Origin of the sequence: Bradyrhizobium sp. STM 3843 (assembly GCF_000239815.1) — a bacterium.
Lineage (GTDB): Bacteria > Pseudomonadota > Alphaproteobacteria > Rhizobiales > Xanthobacteraceae > Bradyrhizobium.
Window position 1 is genome coordinate 17699 of the sequence record NZ_CAFK01000064.1, and the last position, 18282, is coordinate 35980.

The 18282-nt window shown below is 62.6% G+C and carries 12 protein-coding genes and 1 pseudogene; 10 read left to right on the forward strand and 3 right to left on the reverse strand.

The features are described 5' to 3' along the window. Positions 1 to 120: 120 nt before the first annotated feature. The gene (locus tag BRAS3843_RS39510) at positions 121 to 342 is read right to left on the reverse strand and encodes a DUF3551 domain-containing protein (RefSeq protein ID WP_347379569.1); all 222 of its coding nucleotides are present in this window, start codon (positions 340 to 342) and stop codon (positions 121 to 123) included. Between the two features lie 445 nt (positions 343 to 787). Between BRAS3843_RS39510 and BRAS3843_RS09240 the strand changes: the two genes are divergently transcribed. Further along, the gene (locus BRAS3843_RS09240; protein ID WP_035981213.1) at positions 788 to 1894 is read left to right on the forward strand and encodes an efflux RND transporter periplasmic adaptor subunit; all 1107 of its coding nucleotides are present in this window, start codon (positions 788 to 790) and stop codon (positions 1892 to 1894) included. Continuing rightward, a complete protein-coding gene (locus BRAS3843_RS09245; protein WP_008968571.1) occupies positions 1891 to 4941 on the forward strand; it encodes an efflux RND transporter permease subunit in 3051 nt (1016 codons plus the stop codon). Before BRAS3843_RS09240 ends, BRAS3843_RS09245 begins: the two co-directional genes overlap by 4 nt. A gap of 757 nt (positions 4942 to 5698) precedes the next feature. On the opposite strand, the gene BRAS3843_RS09250 is transcribed toward BRAS3843_RS09245, so the two are convergent. Further along, entirely contained in the window at positions 5699 to 6571 is an 873-nt protein-coding gene (locus BRAS3843_RS09250) for a ferritin family protein (protein WP_008968573.1), read from the reverse strand. 278 nt (positions 6572 to 6849) lie between these two features. On the opposite strand from BRAS3843_RS09250, the gene BRAS3843_RS09255 reads away from it, so the two are divergent. The 7 genes from BRAS3843_RS09255 to BRAS3843_RS09285 are packed head-to-tail and all read left to right on the forward strand — an operon-like array spanning position 6850 to position 15727. Then, positions 6850 to 9081, forward strand: coding sequence for a NosR/NirI family protein (locus tag BRAS3843_RS09255; RefSeq protein ID WP_050886397.1), 2232 nt, complete (start codon positions 6850 to 6852; stop codon positions 9079 to 9081). A 16-nt stretch (positions 9082 to 9097) separates the two neighbouring features. After that, positions 9098 to 11038 (forward strand): TAT-dependent nitrous-oxide reductase, encoded by a 1941-nt coding sequence (gene nosZ, locus BRAS3843_RS09260; RefSeq protein ID WP_008968575.1) that lies wholly within the window; start codon positions 9098 to 9100, stop codon positions 11036 to 11038. A 2-nt stretch (positions 11039 to 11040) separates the two neighbouring features. Further along, the gene (locus BRAS3843_RS09265) at positions 11041 to 12426 is read left to right on the forward strand and encodes a nitrous oxide reductase family maturation protein NosD (RefSeq protein WP_008968576.1); all 1386 of its coding nucleotides are present in this window, start codon (positions 11041 to 11043) and stop codon (positions 12424 to 12426) included. Continuing rightward, complete coding sequence (locus BRAS3843_RS09270) at positions 12423 to 13343, forward strand: ABC transporter ATP-binding protein (protein WP_008968577.1); 921 nt, start codon at positions 12423 to 12425, stop codon at positions 13341 to 13343. Before BRAS3843_RS09265 ends, BRAS3843_RS09270 begins: the two co-directional genes overlap by 4 nt. After that, a complete protein-coding gene (locus tag BRAS3843_RS09275) occupies positions 13340 to 14167 on the forward strand; it encodes an ABC transporter permease subunit (protein WP_008968578.1) in 828 nt (275 codons plus the stop codon). Before BRAS3843_RS09270 ends, BRAS3843_RS09275 begins: the two co-directional genes overlap by 4 nt. Further along, complete coding sequence (locus tag BRAS3843_RS09280; RefSeq protein ID WP_008968579.1) at positions 14164 to 14721, forward strand: nitrous oxide reductase accessory protein NosL; 558 nt, start codon at positions 14164 to 14166, stop codon at positions 14719 to 14721. The genes BRAS3843_RS09275 and BRAS3843_RS09280 overlap by 4 nt, the downstream gene beginning before the upstream one ends. 10 nt (positions 14722 to 14731) lie before the next feature. Then, positions 14732 to 15727 carry an FAD:protein FMN transferase gene (locus BRAS3843_RS09285; protein ID WP_008968580.1) on the forward strand — a complete coding sequence of 332 codons (996 nt, stop codon included), beginning with the start codon at positions 14732 to 14734 and terminating at the stop codon, positions 15725 to 15727. A 184-nt stretch (positions 15728 to 15911) separates the two neighbouring features. Here BRAS3843_RS09285 and BRAS3843_RS38835 read toward each other — a convergent pair whose 3' ends face one another. Further along, the gene (locus tag BRAS3843_RS38835; protein WP_008968581.1) at positions 15912 to 17420 is read right to left on the reverse strand and encodes a hypothetical protein; all 1509 of its coding nucleotides are present in this window, start codon (positions 17418 to 17420) and stop codon (positions 15912 to 15914) included. A 693-nt stretch (positions 17421 to 18113) separates the two neighbouring features. On the opposite strand from BRAS3843_RS38835, the pseudogene BRAS3843_RS42110 reads away from it, so the two are divergent. Then, positions 18114 to 18282, forward strand: a pseudogene (locus BRAS3843_RS42110) (Hsp70 family protein); the annotation flags it as partial.

Genomic DNA, 18282 nt, shown 5'->3' on the forward strand with positions numbered 1-18282 from the left:
CCGGAAATCAGTGTTTGCGTCGCTGCGCGAACTCGATACAACCATCCAACATGGTTCTGATGGCGCTAACGAGCCGATCCTACGGCGCCACATTCAGGGAAAGCTCCCGCGACCGCGCAGCTAGCGGGATGCCTGCCGGCGGAAGCAAGTGCCACCTCGTCCGCTCCTTGATGCGCGGCATTGATCCTCGGTGGCGTAAGCGCAGCGCGTCATGCCTTTGTGCTTTGAGCACCATTCGTTCGCTGCGTTTGCCGGAGTAGCTATTGGCACGATCGACAGCATTCCCAAGATCCCAAACGCAATCACGATAAGCTTTCGCATCTGTAAATCCTCCTGGTCCATCGATTCAGTTGGAGCTTCGTTCAAGTGTCATTGCTGCACTTCCGGAACATTTGCCAGTCATGCGAAGTACGGACTTGGAGATCGTCAAGCCGATGCCCGCCGCTTCGAGCGAGGTTGGCGAATTAGCGATGCCGATCATGTGAAACATCAACTAGGTGCGAAGCCATTACCTCCTTTGCGTGCTCTATTCGAAGACCACGAGCGTGCGCTCTTGGTGGAGCGTCAAGTATCGGGTGATTACCCGAGCATACGTCAGGGATTCCCTGGAATGCGGCTATTAGTGACCGGGAATGCATCCGGTCGCACCAAGTAGAATTACCGATTTCTGCAGCTGGTTCCTTCAGCAAAAATGACGGCGGGCAACGCCGGGATGACCACGGGATGACCATACGTCGGAAAGGCTGACCTTCTCGGCAAACGTACCGGAACTCGAAAGGCTCCTTGGATGCCTGCCCCCGGAACGACGCCTCACCAGTTTCTCTCACTCGGGTTTGCGCTGGCTGCGTGCTCGCTGACGTTAGCCGCCTGTGGTCGAGAAGCGGAAACCAAAGCTGAGCCTCCGCCGCGCCCAGTCCGGACGACGACGATCGAGAAGCGTGAGGCCTTGGCTCCGTTGACCTTCACCGGTCGCATAGAGGCGGAGGACGAGGTGACCGTCGCTTTCCGGATTTCAGGACGGTTGCTGGCGAACGACACCAAGATTGGTGATCGGGTCGAGCCCGGGCAGTTGCTGGCGCGACTGGAGTCGCAGAACGAGATGAACGGGTTACGGCAGGCACAGGCTGCACTTGCGGCGGCGCAAGGCCAGCTGACGCAGGCGCGCAATCACTACGAGCGTCAGGAGACGCTGTTGGCGCAGGGATGGACCACGCGCGCCAATTTCGAGGTGGCAACACAGGCACGACAAACCGCCCAGTCGCAAGTCGAGGCTGCGGAGGCCCAACTGAACACCGCGCACGATCTCGTTAGTTTTACCGAAGTTAAGGCTGACGCGCCGGGCAAGATTACCGCCACAGGTCCATCGGCTGGCGAGGTTGTTCAGGCCGGCCAGATGATCGCAAGAATCGCGCGACAAGACGGCCGAGACGCGGTGTTCGATGTTCCCGCTCAGTTGGCCAGATCGGCGTCACCCAATGTGCAGGTCACCGTCAGCCTGACTGAGGATTCGAAGGTGACTGCGCAAGGACGCATTCGCCAGATCGCAGCGCAGGCCGACCCCGTCACCCGCACGTTCGAAGTCAAGGTCGGACTGACGGAGCCTCCGAGCGCTATGCGGCTTGGCGCGACAGTCAACGGGCGGGTCGAAACCGGTTCCGGGCCGGTGATCAACATACCGGCGACGGCGTTGACGCGAATGAACGGGCAGCCGGCGGTTTGGATTGTCGATCCATCGACCAGTGCAGTTTCCGTCCGCAACGTCGATGTGCTGCGATTCGATCAGGCGCAGGTGATCATCTCGCAGGGTCTGGATGCCGGAGAGATCATCGTCACCGCCGGCGTTCAGTCACTTCATCCAGGCCAGAAAGTGCGCGTGCTCGGGTCGGACTCATGAGGGAAGTCAATCTTTCTGAGTGGGCGCTGAAGCACCGCCCCTTGGTCGTCTACATGATGATCATCGCGGTGGCCGTCGGCGTGCTGTCCTATTTCCGGCTAGGACGCAACGAAGATCCGGCCTTCATCATCAAGACCATGGTGGTGCAAGCCGCCTGGCCGGGCGCATCCGTGGAAGAGACGATGAAACAGGTGACGGAGCGCCTCGAACGTCACCTGCAGGAAACACCGCATCTCGACTTCCTGCGCAGCTTCACGAGGGCAGGTGTCGCCACTGTCTTTGTGAATCTGAAGGGAAGTGCTAGCGCGAAGGAGGTCGCCGACACTTGGTATCACGTGCGCAAGACGATCGGAGACATGCGTCATACTCTGCCAGCCGGTGTGGTCGGACCCGGCTTCAATGACGAATTCGGCGATACGTTCGGCATAATCTACGGATTTACCAGCGACGGCTTCACCCAGCGTGAACTGCGCGACCGGGTCGAGGAGATCCGCTCAAGGCTGCTTCTCGTGCCGGACGTATCGAAGATCGAGCTTTTGGGCGAACAGGATGAGGTGATTTTTGTGGAGTTCTCCATGAGGGAACTCGCGACCCTCGGAATTGATCGTTCGGCTCTTATTGCGGCGCTTCAGTCACAGAACATCATACGACCGGCCGGGGTGATAAGAACCGGCTCAGAGAACCTTTCGCTTCGTGTTTCGGGCAGCTTCCAATCCGAGCAGGATGTTGCCAGCATCAATTTCGCCGTTGGCGGGCGGATGCTTCGCCTGAGCGATATCGCCCGGGTCCGACGCGGTAGTGCCGACCCACCCCAGCCGCTGTTTCGAGTGAATGGCCAGCCGGCAATAGGGCTTGCAATCGCCATGCGCGACGGCGGGGACATCCTCGCGCTCGGGGCAAATATCAGGAAAGCGATGGCGCAAATCACCGCCGATCTGCCGATCGGGATTGAGCCCCATCTGGTCGCAGACCAACCCGTTGTGGTCGATCAGGCCATCCGCGAATTCATGGTCTCGCTGCTACAGGCGATCGCAATCATCATGGTGGTGAGCTTCATCAGCCTCGGCGTGCGACCAGGCCTGATCATCGCTCTCGCCATACCCCTCACGCTGGCGATTGTCTTTCCGATCATGGGTCTCGCCCGCATTGACATGCAACGAATATCGCTCGGCGCACTCATCATCGCGCTTGCCTTGCTGGTTGACGACGCGATGACGACAACTGATGCGACGCTCACCCGGTTGGCGCAAGGGGCCAGCAAGCTCGAGGCCGCAAGTTTCGCATACCGGACACACGCGATGGCGATGCTCGCGGGCACACTGGTGACGATCGCAGGCTTCATACCGGTGGGCTTTGCGGCGAGTTCGGCCGGCGAATACACGTTTTCACTTTTCGCCGTCGTCACGATTGCACTGCTGGTGTCCTGGTTCGTTGCGGTCATTTTCACGCCCCTATTGGGAGCGGTCATCCTCCTTCCACCCAAGCCAAAGAGCACAGCGGCTCCGGGCAGGATCTTCCGCATCTACCGAAGCTTCCTAACCTTCGCGATGCGTGCCAAATGGCTGACGATCGCAGCCTCGCTCGCACTCTTCGCTGCATCGGTTCTTGCGCTGCCACTGATCCCGCGACAGTTCTTTCCTTCGTCGGATCGTCCAGAACTGCTCGTCGACATTAGCCTGCCGCAAAATGCCTCAATTTATGCAAGCCAGACCGCGGCGAAGCGCCTCGACACTGCGCTTTCGGCCGATCCCGATGTAGCGCGCTGGAGCACCTATGTCGGCCGCGGCGCGATTCGCTTCTATTTGCCCCTGAATGTCCAGCTTCCGAACGACTCCTTCACGCAGGTCGTCGTCATAGCGACGGATGTCGCGGCGCGCGAGCGTCTGCATCTCAAACTCGACAAGCTGCTGGCGCAGGAGTTTCCTGGCGCGGTTGCCTTCATATCTCCCCTTGAGCTTGGGCCGCCGGTCGGATGGCCTGTGCAGTACCGCGTCAGTGGCCCTGACGTGGAACGGGTGCGCGACATCGCGCTCAAGGTCGGACAGATCGTTGCCACCAATCCGGACGCCAAACAGGTGAATTTCGATTGGATGGAACCCGATCGCCAGGTGCGCATTCGCGTTGACCAAGACGAGGCGCGCCTTCTGGGGCTGAGTTCGCAGACGATCGCGACCGTCCTGAACGCTGTCATATCTGGGACGCCCGTCACCCAGGTCCGCGACGACATTTACCTGGTCAATGTCGTGGCGCGCGCGACCGACGAGCAGAGAGACTCGTTGGACGATCTTCGCAATCTGCAGGTGCCATTGTCGGGCGGACGGACCGTTCCTCTCAGCCAGTTTGCATTCTTTGAATATGACCAGGAATTTCCAATCGTCTGGCGGCGCGATCGCATTCCGACCCTGACGGTCCAAGCCGCCATCGCCGGTGACAAGTTGCCGGAAGGAGTGGTTACTTCGCTGTCGCCGGCGATCGAGAACCTCAGAAAGACTCTTCCTCCCTCATATCACGTGGCTGTCGGAGGGACTGTGGAAGAGAGCCAGAAGTCGCAGGCATCTGTGCTGGCCGTGGTGCCCGTGATGCTTTTGGTCATGTTTACGGTCCTCATGGTACAACTGCAAAGCTTTCCGAAGCTTTTCATGGTTCTGAGCGTGGCGCCGCTCGGCCTGATCGGCGTTGTCGCTGCGTTAATGTTGTCCGGCAGACCCTTGGGTTTCGTCGCTATTCTCGGCGTGCTCGCCCTTATCGGCATGATAAGCAAGAATGCGGTCATCCTGATCGGTCAGATCGACGCCGAACGTACCTTGGGCAAGTCGCCGTGGGATGCTACGGTTGATGCCAGCAGCTCTCGTTTTCGACCGATCATGTTGACGGCCGTCTCGACTGTCCTCGGAATGATCCCAATCGCGCCAACGGTGTTCTGGGGACCCATGGCATTCGCGATCATGGGCGGCTTGTTGGTTGCGACGGTCCTTACGCTCGTTTTCCTGCCCACACTTTATCTAACCTGGTTCGGCGAAAAGGAGGTCGCTCTGCCGGAGCGATGACAAAGGTGGCAACAGTGAGAATCCCTCAACCGGGTGATCGCAGAGCCTGAAGCCGCTGGCAAGGCGAAGCGAGCAGGCTATGTACGGACAGCCAAACTGCCTATTGCGCTCGAAGTCGTCACACCACTGCGAGGTGGTAGGATGCTGGCCGAAGGCACCACCGTCGTTGGGATCGGGCTGCGTGACGTGAGCGTCAGGTTTGCCGCGGAATTCGAAGACGATCTCGAGGGTGCCATGACGATGTACGTCGAGCTTCCCGGCATGACCCCGCAGGAGGACGAGTATCCTCCCGGTGAGGCTGACGTCTTCTCTCAAGACCGTGGTCGCCGTTCTCTTGGAGAACGCCGAAGCGGGTCGGGGAAAGGAAGCGACTCTCGACCCGGTTCGCGAGGGGTTGCTCAAATTGGCCGGCAAGATCGGCCGGCAGGGCCGAACCGCTGTTTAATCGCACAACCTCGGCGAGCCACCTTTTCGGCCTGGCCGATTCCGTTACACTCTTATAAGTCCCAAACCGGCCGGGAATACAGCCTTATGAGTCCCACGTGACAATCTTATGTGTCCAACCCGCACTGAAGATGCTGGCTTGCCCTGGTTAATTTGACACTCTTATGAGTCCCGCGACACTGCTCTGGCTCGGCGCAACGAAGGACGTCTCGCCGCGTCATTCGACCCGTTCGCCGTGGTCTTGATGCTGGTCGAGTTGATGTCCTTGTCCTCGGAAGGGAGTGCCTAGGCGCCTTCGCCGAGCCGCGGCCGTTCAGTCCGCGGCCAGCGAGCGCAACCAGGCCAATCTCGATATCGCCCTTTCGGCGAGCCGCTGCAGCGTCTCGACGCGTTCCGCACTGTCCGAACGCTCCGCGCCTTCGAGATAGCTGTCGACCAAGGCTTCGGCGATATCGACCGCGTCCTTCCGCTGCATCGCGCCGGGAAAGCTCCCGAAATCGCCGGCTTCGTCCGCCATCTCCATGGTCTGGTCGATAAGCTCGCGCGTGCGCGTCTTTGTCGGTCCGTCGAGACGACGCTCGAGGTCGGCGAGCTGTGCGGCGAGGCGGAGTTCGAGCTTGCGCGCATCGACCTTCACCGGCGTCGCGAGATCATCGCCGAGCTTGGGGGCATGCTCGCGGTGATAGGCGCGGCGCCTCTCCTTGCGCAGGGTCGCGACGTGCCCGAGCTCCTCCTTCGCCATGGCCTCGGCGGCCTTCTTGATGTCCTCGTCCTCGGAATAGGCCGCGAGATAGGACCAGAATGCGAAGGCCCGCTCCTCGTTGCGCACCGCCATCGCCAGCGCGCGGTACGGCGTGATCAATCGCGAGGACTTCACCTCGGCCGCTGTCTCCGTATCGAACGTCCCGGGCACCTGCCAGCGGACCTCCGCAGGATCCGGATCCTTGCCGCGGCGCGATTGCGACCAGCGCGTGACGCTATCGACGTGTTCGCACTCTGCTGCGGCGAGTCTTGTAAAGACCTCCGCCAGATCATCCTTTTTCTGTCGGCGCATGTCCTCGGCAAGTTCCGCGTATCTCGTCGCGGCCTCCCGTTCCATCGCATGCGCGAGCGCGAATAGCTCGTCGAGCGAATGCAAGATTCCTGCCGGCTCGGATTTCAAGAGCAGAGATTTCGTCAACAGCACGACGCACCTGCATAGCGCAGTTTGTTGCAGAACAAACTCGACGGGCCTTCCTGCGACTAGACAACTGTCATGAACAGGAGTCAAACTACATTGACAGGATCGTCGATCCGGCACAGAGCGTCAGCGGCGACGCCCAACCATCCAAGATCAGATCAAAACGGAACGTGCATCTTCAACAGATGCGCAGGTCCAGTTTGAGGTGCTCCATGCCATGGAGTCCTTGGGACGCATTGCGGGGATTCCGTTGTCACCTGCTTGTGGCCATTGCTCTCGGCGCGATGGTGGCGTTCGGGACGCATGCCGCTTGCGCGGCGAGCGAGCTTGCAGGTTTTCTTTCCAAAGTTCAGCCCACGGACTTCTTTGCCTCAGCCGATCGATTTGGCGCGCCGCAGGGCGATCCGCCTCTCGCTCCCGTCTACCACGGCGATGAGCTCCAGGGCTTCGTCTATCTCAACTCCGACTTCGCGAACTCCATCGGCTACTCCGGCAAGCCGATCCACATGCTGGTCGGTATCGACCCGAAGGGCGTCATCACCGGCATCAGGCTCATGGATCACAAGGAGCCGATCGTTTTGATCGGGATTCCCGAGGCGCGCATCGTCGCCGCCCTGAACTCCCTGATCGGCAAGGACATGAAGCCGGTCGCCAGCGGCGCCGAACAGCCACCGACGGTGGACATCGTCAGCGGCGCGACGGTCACCGTGCTGGTCATGAGCGACAGCATCGTGCGTTCGGCATCGAAGCTGATCCGCTCCGGACGCATCGGCGGCGGAGGCGCCGGCGCGGCTTCGGCCGCCCTGCCGCCCGTCACCAAGACCGTCGATCTGGCGCGCAGCGAGGTCCGCGACTGGGCGAGCCTCGTCGGCGACGGCTCCGTACGCCGGCTGCATCTCACCGTTGGCGACGTGAACGACGCCTTCTCGAAGTCCGGCAACGCCGCCGCAGCGATCCAATATCCCGAGCCGGGCAACCCCGATGATACCTTCGTCGATCTCTACGTCGCGCTGGTCACGGCGCCGACCATCGGCCGCAGCTTGCTCGGCGACGATGGCTATCAGCGGCTCAAGGACACTCTGAAGCCGGGGCAACAGGCCATTGTGGTCGCCGGCAACGGGACCTACTCCTTCAAGGGCTCGGCCTATGTGCGGGGTGGCATTTTCGATCGCATCGAGATCCTGCAGGAGGGCAACAGCACCCGATTCCGCGACAGAAATCACACCCGGTTGGGAGGGCTTGCCGCGGCCGGGGCACCCGATTTCAAGGAGATCGGCCTGTTCGTCACGCCGCCGGAATTCACGCTGGACCCGACGCAGCCGTGGCAGCTCCAATTGCTCGTTCAGCGTAGTCTCGGCGGCCGCGACAAGGCGTTCCTGACCTTCGATCTCAGCTACGTCCTGCCCGAGCAGTATATGCGCCGCGAGCAGCGTGCGGTGACCGTGCCGGAGAACGCGCCGACGCCCGCGACGGCGTCCGCTGCGGCCGCGCAGACAGCCGCGGCCGAGGCAGACGAACCGCTCTGGGTGCGGATGTGGCGTTCGAACACCGTCTCGATCGCGATCACCGCCCTGATGCTGGCGGCGCTCACCGGCATCTTCTTCTTCCAAAACCTGCTGGTGCGGCGACCTGTCCTGTACACCTGGGTGCGCCGGGCCTATCTGGTTTTCGTCCTGGTGTGGCTTGGCTGGTACGCCAACGCGCAGCTTTCTGTCGTCAACGTCGTAACGTTCAGCAACGCGCTGATCACCGGCTTTCACTGGGAATTCTTTCTCGCGGCGCCTTTGATCTTCGTTCTCTGGGCGGCGACCGCTGGCGGACTTCTGTTCTGGGGGCGCGGTCCGTTCTGCGGATGGCTCTGCCCGTTCGGCGCGCTGCAGGAACTGACCAACACGATCGCGAAATGGCTCAAGGTACCGCAGCTCACCGTGCCGTGGGGCCTGCATGAGCGTCTGTGGCCGGTGAAGTACATCATCTTCCTCGGGCTGTTCGGCCTGTCGCTTTACTCCGTCGACATGGCCGAGCGGTTCGCCGAGGTCGAACCGTTCAAGACGGCGATCATCCTGAAGTTCGCCCGAAGCTGGCCGTTCGTGGCGTATGCGGTCGCGCTGCTCGTCATCGGCCTGTTCGTCGAGCGGTTCTTCTGCCGCTACCTGTGTCCGCTCGGCGCGGCGCTCGCGATCCCCGGCCGCATGCGGACCTTCGAATGGCTGCGCCGCTGGCAGGAATGCGGCTCGCCGTGCCAGCGCTGCGCCAAAGAGTGCCCGGTGCAATCGATCCATCCCGAGGGGCACATCAACGTCAATGAGTGCATCTACTGCATGCACTGCCAGGAACTCTATTATGACGACCACCGCTGTCCGCACATGATCCAGGTGCGACTGAAGCGCGAGAAGTTTACCGCCATGTCCTCGCCGTCGATGCGAGCGGGCGGCGGCGGGCCGAAGACAGTCATCACGCATGCCGGAAAACCCGTCGCGACGGGAGCCGGCACCACTCCGTCCACTTCCTCATGACAGCAAGGAGACCAACATGGGCCGGGAAGACGACAAGAACACAGTCAGCCGACGTCAGGTCGTCGGAACTGCTGCGGTTGGCGCAGCCGGATTGGCAGGCGGCCTCGGACTTGGCAGAGCCGCGCTGCCTGAGCCTGCGGCGGCGCAAGCTCAGCCCAAGACTCCGGCCCGCGCCGGCAGCCTGAAGACCGAGGTCGCCCCCGGGGAGCTCGACGAATACTACGTCTTTTTCTCCAGCGGGCAGACCGGCGAGGTCCGCATCATCGGCATGCCGTCGATGCGCGAGTTGATGCGCGTTCCGGTGTTCAACCGCGACAGCGCCACAGGCTGGGGACTGACCAATGAATCGCTGAAGATTCTCACCGAGGGTCTCACGCAGGAGACCCGCGACCGGCTGAAAGGCCGGCTGAACGGGGTCTGGCAGAACGGCGACTGCCATCATCCGCACATGTCGTTCACCGACGGAACCTACGACGGCCGCTACATCTTCATCAACGACAAGGCGAACACGCGCCTCGCCCGCATCCGCACTGACATCATGAAGTGCGACAAGATCGTCGAGCTGCCGAACCAGTACACCATCCACGGGATGCGGCCGCAGAAATATCCACGCACCGGCTACGTCTTCTGTAACGGCGAGTACGAGGTCCCGCTTCCGAACGATGGCAAAGTACTGGACGACAAGTCCAAGTATTGGTCGATGTTCTCGGCCGTGGACGGCGACACCATGAAGGTCGCCTGGCAGGTGATCGTCGACGGCAATCTCGATAACGTCGATGCCGACTACCAGGGCAAATACGCGTTTGCCACCTGTTACAATTCGGAAAAGGGCGTCACTCTCGCCGAGATGACGGCAAGCGAACAGGACTGGCTGACCATCTTCAACATCAAGCGCATCGAAGAGGCGGTGAAGAAGGGCGACTTCAAGCAAATGAACGGCGTCCCCGTCATCGACGGCCGGCACGGCTCGCCCTATACGCGCTACGTTCCGGTCTCCAACAGCCCGCACGGCATCAACACCGCGCCCGACGGCATTCACGCGGTCGCAAACGGCAAGCTTGCTCCTACGGTGACCGTCTTCGACCTTCGCAAGTTCGACGATCTATTCGATGACAAGATCAAGCCACGGGACGTCGTGGTTGCTGAGCCGGAGCTCGGCCTGGGCCCGCTGCACACCGCCTTCGACGGCAAGGGCAATGCCTACACGACGCTGTTCCTCGACAGCCAGGTCTGCAAGTGGAATATCGACTTGGCCAAGCGCGCGTTCAAAGGCGAGAAGGTCAACCCTATCATCCAGAAGCTCGATGTCCACTATCAGCCCGGCCACAATCACTCCTCGATGGGCGAGACCAAGGAAGCTGACGGGAAATGGCTCATCTCGCTCAACAAGTTCTCGAAGGACCGCTTCCTCAACGTCGGTCCGCTGAAGCCGGAGAACGACCAGTTGATCGACATCTCCGGCGACCAGATGAAGCTGGTGCACGATGGACCGAGCTTTGCCGAGCCGCATGATGCCGTGATCGTGCATCGCTCCAAGCTGGACGGAAAGATCATCAGCGTCTGGAAGCGGGACGATCCGTTCTTCGCCGATGCCGTCAAGCAGGCCAAGGCGGACGGCGTCTCGCTCGAGAGCGACGCCAAGGTCATCCGCGACGGCAACAAGGTGCGGGTCTATATGTTCTCCGCCGCACCGGCCTATGGGCTCGAAAAGTTCGAGGTCAAGCAAGGCGATGAGGTGACCGTCTACATCACCAACATCGACGACGTGGAGGACCTGACGCACGGCTTCTGCATCGTGAACTACGGCGTCAACATGGAGATCGGCCCGCAGCAGACGTCGTCGGTGACCTTCGTCGCCGACAAGCCGGGTGTCTATTGGTACTTCTGCACCTGGTTCTGCCACGCCATGCACATGGAGATGCGCGGGCGCATGCTCGTGTCGCCGCAGAACGTGTGACGATGCGAAACGTGCGGCACCTCACGATATCGGCGCTGGCGGTCGTCCTGGCCGCCGGCGCCGGCGCGCGCGCAGCGTCGGCAGAGAGGCTTTCGCTCACGCCGGCGACCGGAGATCTCCAGCCTGTTCTCGATGCCGCCTCCGACGGCGACGAGGTCTGGCTGGCCGCGGGCGGCTACCGCGGTCCGGTGCGCCTCACCCATCGGATCACCCTTTCGGGAGCGGCGGGTGCCGTGATCGCCGGCCCCGGGAAAGGCAGCGTCATCACCGTCTCGGCGCCAGGCGCCATCGTCCGCGGCCTGGAGGTGCGCGGCTCCGGGCGATCTCTCGAGACGATGGATTCCGGAATCTTCGTCGAACAATCGGCGCGCGGCGCAGTGCTGGAAAACAATCACCTCGAAGACAATCTCTTTGGCATGTACCTTCACGGCGCGCCCGACGCGGTTGCGCGTCACAACGTCGTCATCGGACTTCGTTCAGCGCGCAACAGCGAGACCGGCAACGGAATCACGGTCTGGAACGCTCCGGGCGCCCAGGTGCTGGATAACGACTTCCGCTATGGCCGGGACGGCATCTTCGCGATCACCAGCCGCAAGAACACGTTTAGCGGCAACCGCTTCCGCGACCTCCGTTTCGGCGTACACAACATGTACACCGGCGAGGCGGAGATCACGAACAACGTCTCCAAAGGAAACATCATCGGCTATGCCTTCATGTTCTCCAACCATCTGGTCGTCCGAGACAATGTGTCCGACCATGACCGCGATCGCGGCATCCTGTTCAATGCGAGCAACTACGACGACATCTCCGGCAACAGCGTGATCGGCGGGATGCAATCCACCGAACGCTGGGCGACGTCGGACAATCGCGCCGCCGACGAAGGCGTGCCACAAACAGAGGCCGCGTCATTGGCGTCCGTCCGCGGGCAGCGGATCGGACCCGAGAAGTGCGTGTTCATCTACAACACCAACAAGAACCGGATCCACCGCAACTGGTTCGAAGGGTGCGAGATCGGCGTCCACTTCACCGCCGGCTCCGAGGGCAACGAGATCACCGGCAACGCCTTCGTCAATAATGCCAACCAGATAAAATATGTCGGCACCCGCCATCTGGACTGGTCTAAAGACGGTCGCGGCAACTACTGGAGCGACAACCCGGCGTTCGACCTCAACGGCGACGGCGTCGCCGACACCGCCTATCGGCCGAATGACCTGATCGATCGCGTGCTGTGGACGGCTCCTGCGGCGAAAGTCCTGATCAACAGCCCCGCCGTCCAGGTGATCCGCTGGGCCCAGGCGCAGTTTCCCGCGCTACTGCCGGGTGGCGTGGTCGACAGCCATCCGCTGATGTCGCCGCCGAAGCGCCACGCGGCCGAGGAGGCGCGATGACCAGCACGGTACGTGTCGCCGATGTGACCAAGGAGTACGGCCCGGTCAAGGCCGTGCGCGGAGCTTCGTTCGAGCTGGGCGAGGGCGAGCTGGTGGCCCTGATCGGCCACAACGGCGCCGGCAAGACGACGCTGATGAAGCTGATGCTCGGCCTGATCCGCCCGACGGCCGGCTCCATCGAAGTGCTCGGCGACAATCCCGCCGCGGGACAATTCGCGGGCCGACGGGCGCTCGGATATCTGCCGGAAAACGTCGCCTTCGATGCCGCCCTGAGCGGACGCGAGACCCAGACCTTCTACGCTCGCTTGAAGCGGGAGCCGGTGGCCAAGGCGCTGGAGCTGCTCGACGCCGTAGGCCTCGGCACGGCTGCGAGACGCCGGGTCGGCACCTATTCGAAAGGTATGCGCCAGCGTCTCGGGCTCGCACAGGCGCTGATCGGACATCCGAAGGTGCTGCTGCTCGACGAGCCCACCACTGGCCTCGATCCCGAGCTGCGCCAGACCTTCTACGACCTCATCCAGCGCCTTTCCGGCAGCGGCACCACCGTTCTCCTGTCGTCGCATGCGCTGACCGAACTGGAGGAGCGCGCAGGGCGCGTGATCATCATGAATCGCGGCATCAAGGTCGCCGACGGCTCGATCGACGCGTTGCGGCGGCTGGCGCGCTTACCGACCAGGATCAGGCTCAAGGTATCGGGGCCCGCGCCGTCCGAGTCGCCGCCGTGGCTGCCCGCTGGCGCAGCATTCCGACGCGTCAACGGCCACATCATCGAGATCGACGCGGAGCCGCAGCGCAAGATCGAGCTTCTGCACCGCGTGACGGCGGCAGGAACGTCGGTCGAGGACATCGATCTCGCCCCACCGACGCTGGACGAAATCTATGCGCATTTTCTGCGACAGGCGGAGGAGACGCCATGAATGCGCTGATCATCGCCGCCAAGGAAATCCACCAGGCCATCCGCAATCGCTGGGTGCTCGCCGCGACCCTGCTGCTCGCGGGTCTCGCCCTGTCGCTCACCTTCCTCGGCAGCGTCCCCACGGGAACAGTCGGAGTCCGGGCGCTCGACGTCGTGATCGTCAGCCTCTCGAGCCTGACCATCTTCCTGATTCCGCTGATCGCACTCCTGATCTCGCATGACGCCATCATCGGCGACATGGAGCGGGGCACGATGCTTTTGCTGCTGAGCTACCCGGTCGCGCGGTGGCAAGTGTTGTTCGGAAAGTTCGTCGGCCATCTCGTGGTGCTCGCCTTCGCCACCTGCCTCGGCTACGGCATCGCCGCCGCGGCCCTGATCGCCGCAGGAAGCCACATCGACGCCGACAGCCTGACCGCATTCGCCGCCATGATCGGGTCGTCCGTGCTGCTGGGTGCCATATTCGTCGCGATCGGCTATCTGGTCAGCGCACTGGTGCGCGACCGCGGCACGGCGGCCGGCGTGTGCATCGGCCTGTGGCTCCTGCTCGTCCTCATCTACGACATGGCGCTGCTCGGTGTGCTGGCGCTGGATCAGGGCCGCAACATTTCGGCGACCGCACTCGACGCGCTGCTGCTGCTGAACCCGACGGACGTCTACCGCCTGTTCAACCTGACCGGCTTCGCGAACGTCAGCACCTTCGCCGGCATGGCCGGGCTCGCGCAGAGCACGACGCTCTCGGCCGGAGTGCTGCTGGCAACCTTAGTGCTCTGGACATGCGTGCCGCTGGGATTTGCCGCGCTCGCCTTTTCCTGGAGGCAGCTATGAAATGCAGATCCCTCGCCTTCGCTCTGCTGCTCTCGATCACCTTGGGCGGCTGCTGGGAGAAGCAGGCGGCCGAGCCGCCGTCCCCGCACCGGATGACCGCAGAGGACATCGGCCGCTACTGCGGCATGAACCTGTTCGAGCATCCGGGGCCGAAGGGGCAGATCTTTGCCGCGAGCCTGATCGAGCCGGTCTGGTTCTCCTCGGTGCGCGACACCATCGCCTTCACCATGCTGCCGGATGAGCCGAAGGACATCCAGGCGATCTACGTCTCCGACATGGGCAAGGCGCCGAGCTGGGATAAGCCGGGGGCCGACAATTGGGTTGAGGCCCGTAAGGCGCTGTTCGTGATCGGCAGCCGTGCCAAGGGCGGGATGGGCGGGGACGAGGCGGTGCCGTTCTCGGATCGCGCTGCAGCCGAAAAGTTCGTTGGCGAAAACGGTGGACGGATCGTCACCTTCGATCAGGTGCCACGCAACTACGTCCTGTCCTCGGATGGTGCCAAGGAGAGCACTTCCGCCGACGACGGCGACGCCAGGCGCCCACCGAACGAATGAGAAGGACACGATGATGGGCATGATCTCGCGCCGACGCTTTGTCCGGATCAGTGCCGCAGCGGCCGGCCTCGGGCTTCTTCCTTCCGGCCACCCTGTCCGCGCCGACACGGCGCCCGTCACCTGGCGCGGCACGATGCTGGGTGCAGTCGCCACCATCGAGATCCACCACCAAGACCGGAGCGAGGCAGAGCGGCTGATTGCGCTGGCTTGCTCGGAAGCGCGCCGGCTGGAGCGGCTGTTCAGCCTGTATCTGAAGGAGTCCGCCCTGGTCGAATTGAACCGGACCGGCATCCTGATCGGACCGCCAGCCGAGATGGTCGATCTGCTCTCGACGTCGCAGCGCTACTCCAGACTGACCGGCGGACTGTTCGATGTCACGGTGCAACCGCTCTGGGATCTCTACGCCAGCCACTTCTCGCAGGATGATCCCGATCCGGCCGGCCCCGTACCGGCGGTCATTGAGTCCGCACTCGCTCGCATCGGCAGCCGTCGGCTATCCGTCGAGCGCGACCGCATCGTGATGCCGCGGGGCATGGCCGTGACTCTGAACGGCATCGCGCAGGGCTATGTGACCGACAAGGTCGTCGATCTGCTGCGATCCCAAGGCGTTGGCCACAGCCTCGTTGACATGGGCGAAACCCGGGCCATCGGCTCGCGTCCGGACGGGCGCCCCTGGGAAGTCGGCATCGCCGATCCGAACGTCGCGGGGCATACCGAAACTGCGCTGCCGATCGTCGATCGCGCAGTCTCTACGTCAGGAGGTTACGGATTCCAGTTCGATGCGACAGGCCGATTCAATCATCTGTTCGACCCTCGCACGGGCGGATGCGCCGGCCGCTATCGCAGCCTCACCACCGTATCTCGGAACGCGACAGCTGCGGATGCGCTGTCAACGGCCTTCAGCCTGATGCCGGCAGAGGAGATCCGAGCATTGCTGCCGCATGTGGACGTCGAACGCGTTCATCTGATCGACGAGGCAGGCCGGCCTCTCGACCTCGTTGCCTGACATCGGCAACGCAAACTAACCACGCGACATTGTTAGCTGCCCCAATGGCACCGGAATCGTTCGGGGTTTTTGGCCTGATCTGACACTCGTCGCGAGATGAGCAGGCTGGCGCAGCCGTCTGCCGTTCAGACGTGCGCGCGTACAAACCCGTTCGGACCTGGAGATAGTTGTCCGAGGCCCGCGCTTATCGATGGTTCCTGGGCTTGCGGGCGGCGGTTGGTTCACCCGGTGCCACCACCAGGCGAGCGCGTTTCGTCCGCGTCGTCATGACATCACCGGCGCGCGCATCGCGGGAGCCTTGTGCCCGACGATCAGGCACAGGGTCTCGCGCTACCTCGCCGTTGTTGAATGTCGAGACGACGAGGTCGACGGCCGGTGCGGCAACGATCGCCGCGTCGGAGCGCACATTGCTCACCGTCGGTGGACCAGCCTCTTCCAATGTCCACCGTATCGCCGGAACCAGCGTGTTGGCGTCGCCGATCGAGCCGGTATCCTCCCGCGCCGCTTGCTCCGGCGGCGAATAGCAAGGCACCAGCGCGCTTACGATGATCAAGCCGGCCGCCGCGCTTTTCGCGCGCCAGGTCAGACTGCGGCTCACGCCCCTCGCGACGCCGCCAGCAATGTCATGGCGACCAGTTGGCATCGCAGATGACTGGGAGCCAAGTGACCCGGTGCCAAGCACCTCACGCGCGAGCGGCTCGCCCACGGGTGGTGCCCGACCCCGCTCCTCCTGGTCCATCGCACCCGGCGGCACCGCGAGAATTCGCTTCAGCCCCTCCATTGCGACCACTGTGACGAAGGCCACAAGACCGAGCGAGCCGCCGACGCCGGGCAAGATCGCACAGCTTTCGATCAGCAAGGCCGTCAGGATGACTGCTGCCAAGATCGGCTGCAACGGACCCCTCAGCTGCGCGGGCGACGACATGCCGAGGAAGCAGCCCGCATAGAAGGCATCGACCAGACATGGATCATTCGGCTGCACCTGTTGCAGCAGCATCAGGCCGACAAGCGCGACGGTTGCAGCGACGAGAGTTCGTACGTCGCGCCTGGAGGACGCGACTTGCCGATGTCGCAGCGCGAGCAGGGTCGCAAGAATGCCCGTCGTGCAAAGAACGAAGATCAACGCGACCGAAGCGAGATCACTCTCGAACATCTCGACGCGCGCGACCTGAAACAACTCGCCATTGACACCTAGCAGCGGCGCCAAGCCGACGAAGAGAAAGGATCCGGCCGCGGCGAGGGCGCCGAGACGCCCGCCATAGCCGCGCATGAACCCGCCCCGCAGCCTGATGTCCATTGCGCAGGCGAGGCAGAACACCAGGCCGCACGAGATGGACAGCATCGTGAAAGAAGCGCCCAGCGGCAGGCCCGATCGCTCCACGCTCTGGCTCAAGGCCGCAACCGGCGTCATGCCGCCAAAGCTGCCGCCATAGGCCGCGGGAAAGAATGCGCTCGGCACCAGCTCCGCCCACCCCGTCAATATCAGGGACGCGCACAAGAGGATCGTGACCGTTGCAGACGCAATCGCTGGAGGTACGCCGGAAGCGCTCAGATGCAACGTCGCGAAACAACCGAGGAACGCGCCGATGCCGGCCGCAAGCGGCGGACAACCGATCTGTATACCTGTCGTCGCATGCTTGCGACGTATCGCCGGATCGTGCTGGGCCTCCCGCCAGGCCCGCGCGTCAAACATCTGACCCGCTTCCATTCGGCGAGAATGGAAGTCGGCTACTCCGTTACTCATACGCACAGCACCCCACACGTACTCGCGCAGTCCGTGATACCGCCCTGCAGAAGCGTCCGTCGAATCTTCCTCGCTCGGCCTTCGCCGCTGCGAAGCTGGTCTGACGCGTCCGCTGCAGGGTGCGCATCACCTGACGTTTAATTAGAATGACTCAAAACCTCTCGAGGCGGAAGTATTCGGTGGCAGACAGGACAAAAAAAGCACCGTTCAAAGATCTGGCTGCTGTTTATTGGTAGTGAAAATATATCTACACAACCTGAACGACCAGAACAATGTGACCGTCGAGAGGACATTTGCGCGCAAACGATGTGTGTTTGCCCGGTTCGGTTGCAAAGTGCGCTGCGTGATTCGCGAGGTCCGTCGTCACGCGAGACGCCAAACCGTTGCGACGCTTATCTCCGCGTCTCTCGCGCCAGCTTCCGGAAAAGGCGATGAGCTCAAGACCTGCAACAATCATCGGCACCGCCGTCATGCCAATGTTGATGTTGATCAGGCCGTCGACGTGCCTCGCCTGCGGTGGAGATGCTTAGAAATCCGGGTGATGATCGGCGGCAGGCCGCACAACGGGGCCGTCATTCCGGGGTGACACGACGCCGCCAAGCGGGTAAGCCGTCGCCCCGGACTGACACGAGCAAGACGAGCATGGTTGCGGCCTGTTGCGGCATAGACTTTGGCACTTCGAACACCACCATCGGCATCAGCGATCCAGAAAAAGCCCGTTTGCTCCCGCTCGAAGGCAGTCACCTGACGCTGCCGAGCGCGATGTTCTTCGATTTCGAGGATCACGGCACCCATTTTGGGCGCAGCGCCA

Excerpts from the sequence above, each read along its gene's own strand:
- BRAS3843_RS39510 (WP_347379569.1), bottom strand. The coding sequence starts at position 342 with ATGGACCAGGAGGATTTACAGATGCGAAAGCTTATCGTGATTGCGTTT.
- BRAS3843_RS09240 (WP_035981213.1), top strand. The coding sequence starts at position 788 with ATGCCTGCCCCCGGAACGACGCCTCACCAGTTTCTCTCACTCGGGTTT.
- BRAS3843_RS09245 (WP_008968571.1), top strand. The coding sequence starts at position 1,891 with ATGAGGGAAGTCAATCTTTCTGAGTGGGCGCTGAAGCACCGCCCCTTG.
- BRAS3843_RS09255 (WP_050886397.1), top strand. The coding sequence starts at position 6,850 with ATGGTGGCGTTCGGGACGCATGCCGCTTGCGCGGCGAGCGAGCTTGCA.
- nosZ (WP_008968575.1), top strand. The coding sequence starts at position 9,098 with ATGGGCCGGGAAGACGACAAGAACACAGTCAGCCGACGTCAGGTCGTC.
- BRAS3843_RS09265 (WP_008968576.1), top strand. The coding sequence starts at position 11,041 with ATGCGAAACGTGCGGCACCTCACGATATCGGCGCTGGCGGTCGTCCTG.
- BRAS3843_RS09270 (WP_008968577.1), top strand. The coding sequence starts at position 12,423 with ATGACCAGCACGGTACGTGTCGCCGATGTGACCAAGGAGTACGGCCCG.
- BRAS3843_RS09275 (WP_008968578.1), top strand. The coding sequence starts at position 13,340 with ATGAATGCGCTGATCATCGCCGCCAAGGAAATCCACCAGGCCATCCGC.
- BRAS3843_RS09280 (WP_008968579.1), top strand. The coding sequence starts at position 14,164 with ATGAAATGCAGATCCCTCGCCTTCGCTCTGCTGCTCTCGATCACCTTG.
- BRAS3843_RS09285 (WP_008968580.1), top strand. The coding sequence starts at position 14,732 with ATGATGGGCATGATCTCGCGCCGACGCTTTGTCCGGATCAGTGCCGCA.
- BRAS3843_RS38835 (WP_008968581.1), bottom strand. The coding sequence starts at position 17,420 with ATGTTTGACGCGCGGGCCTGGCGGGAGGCCCAGCACGATCCGGCGATA.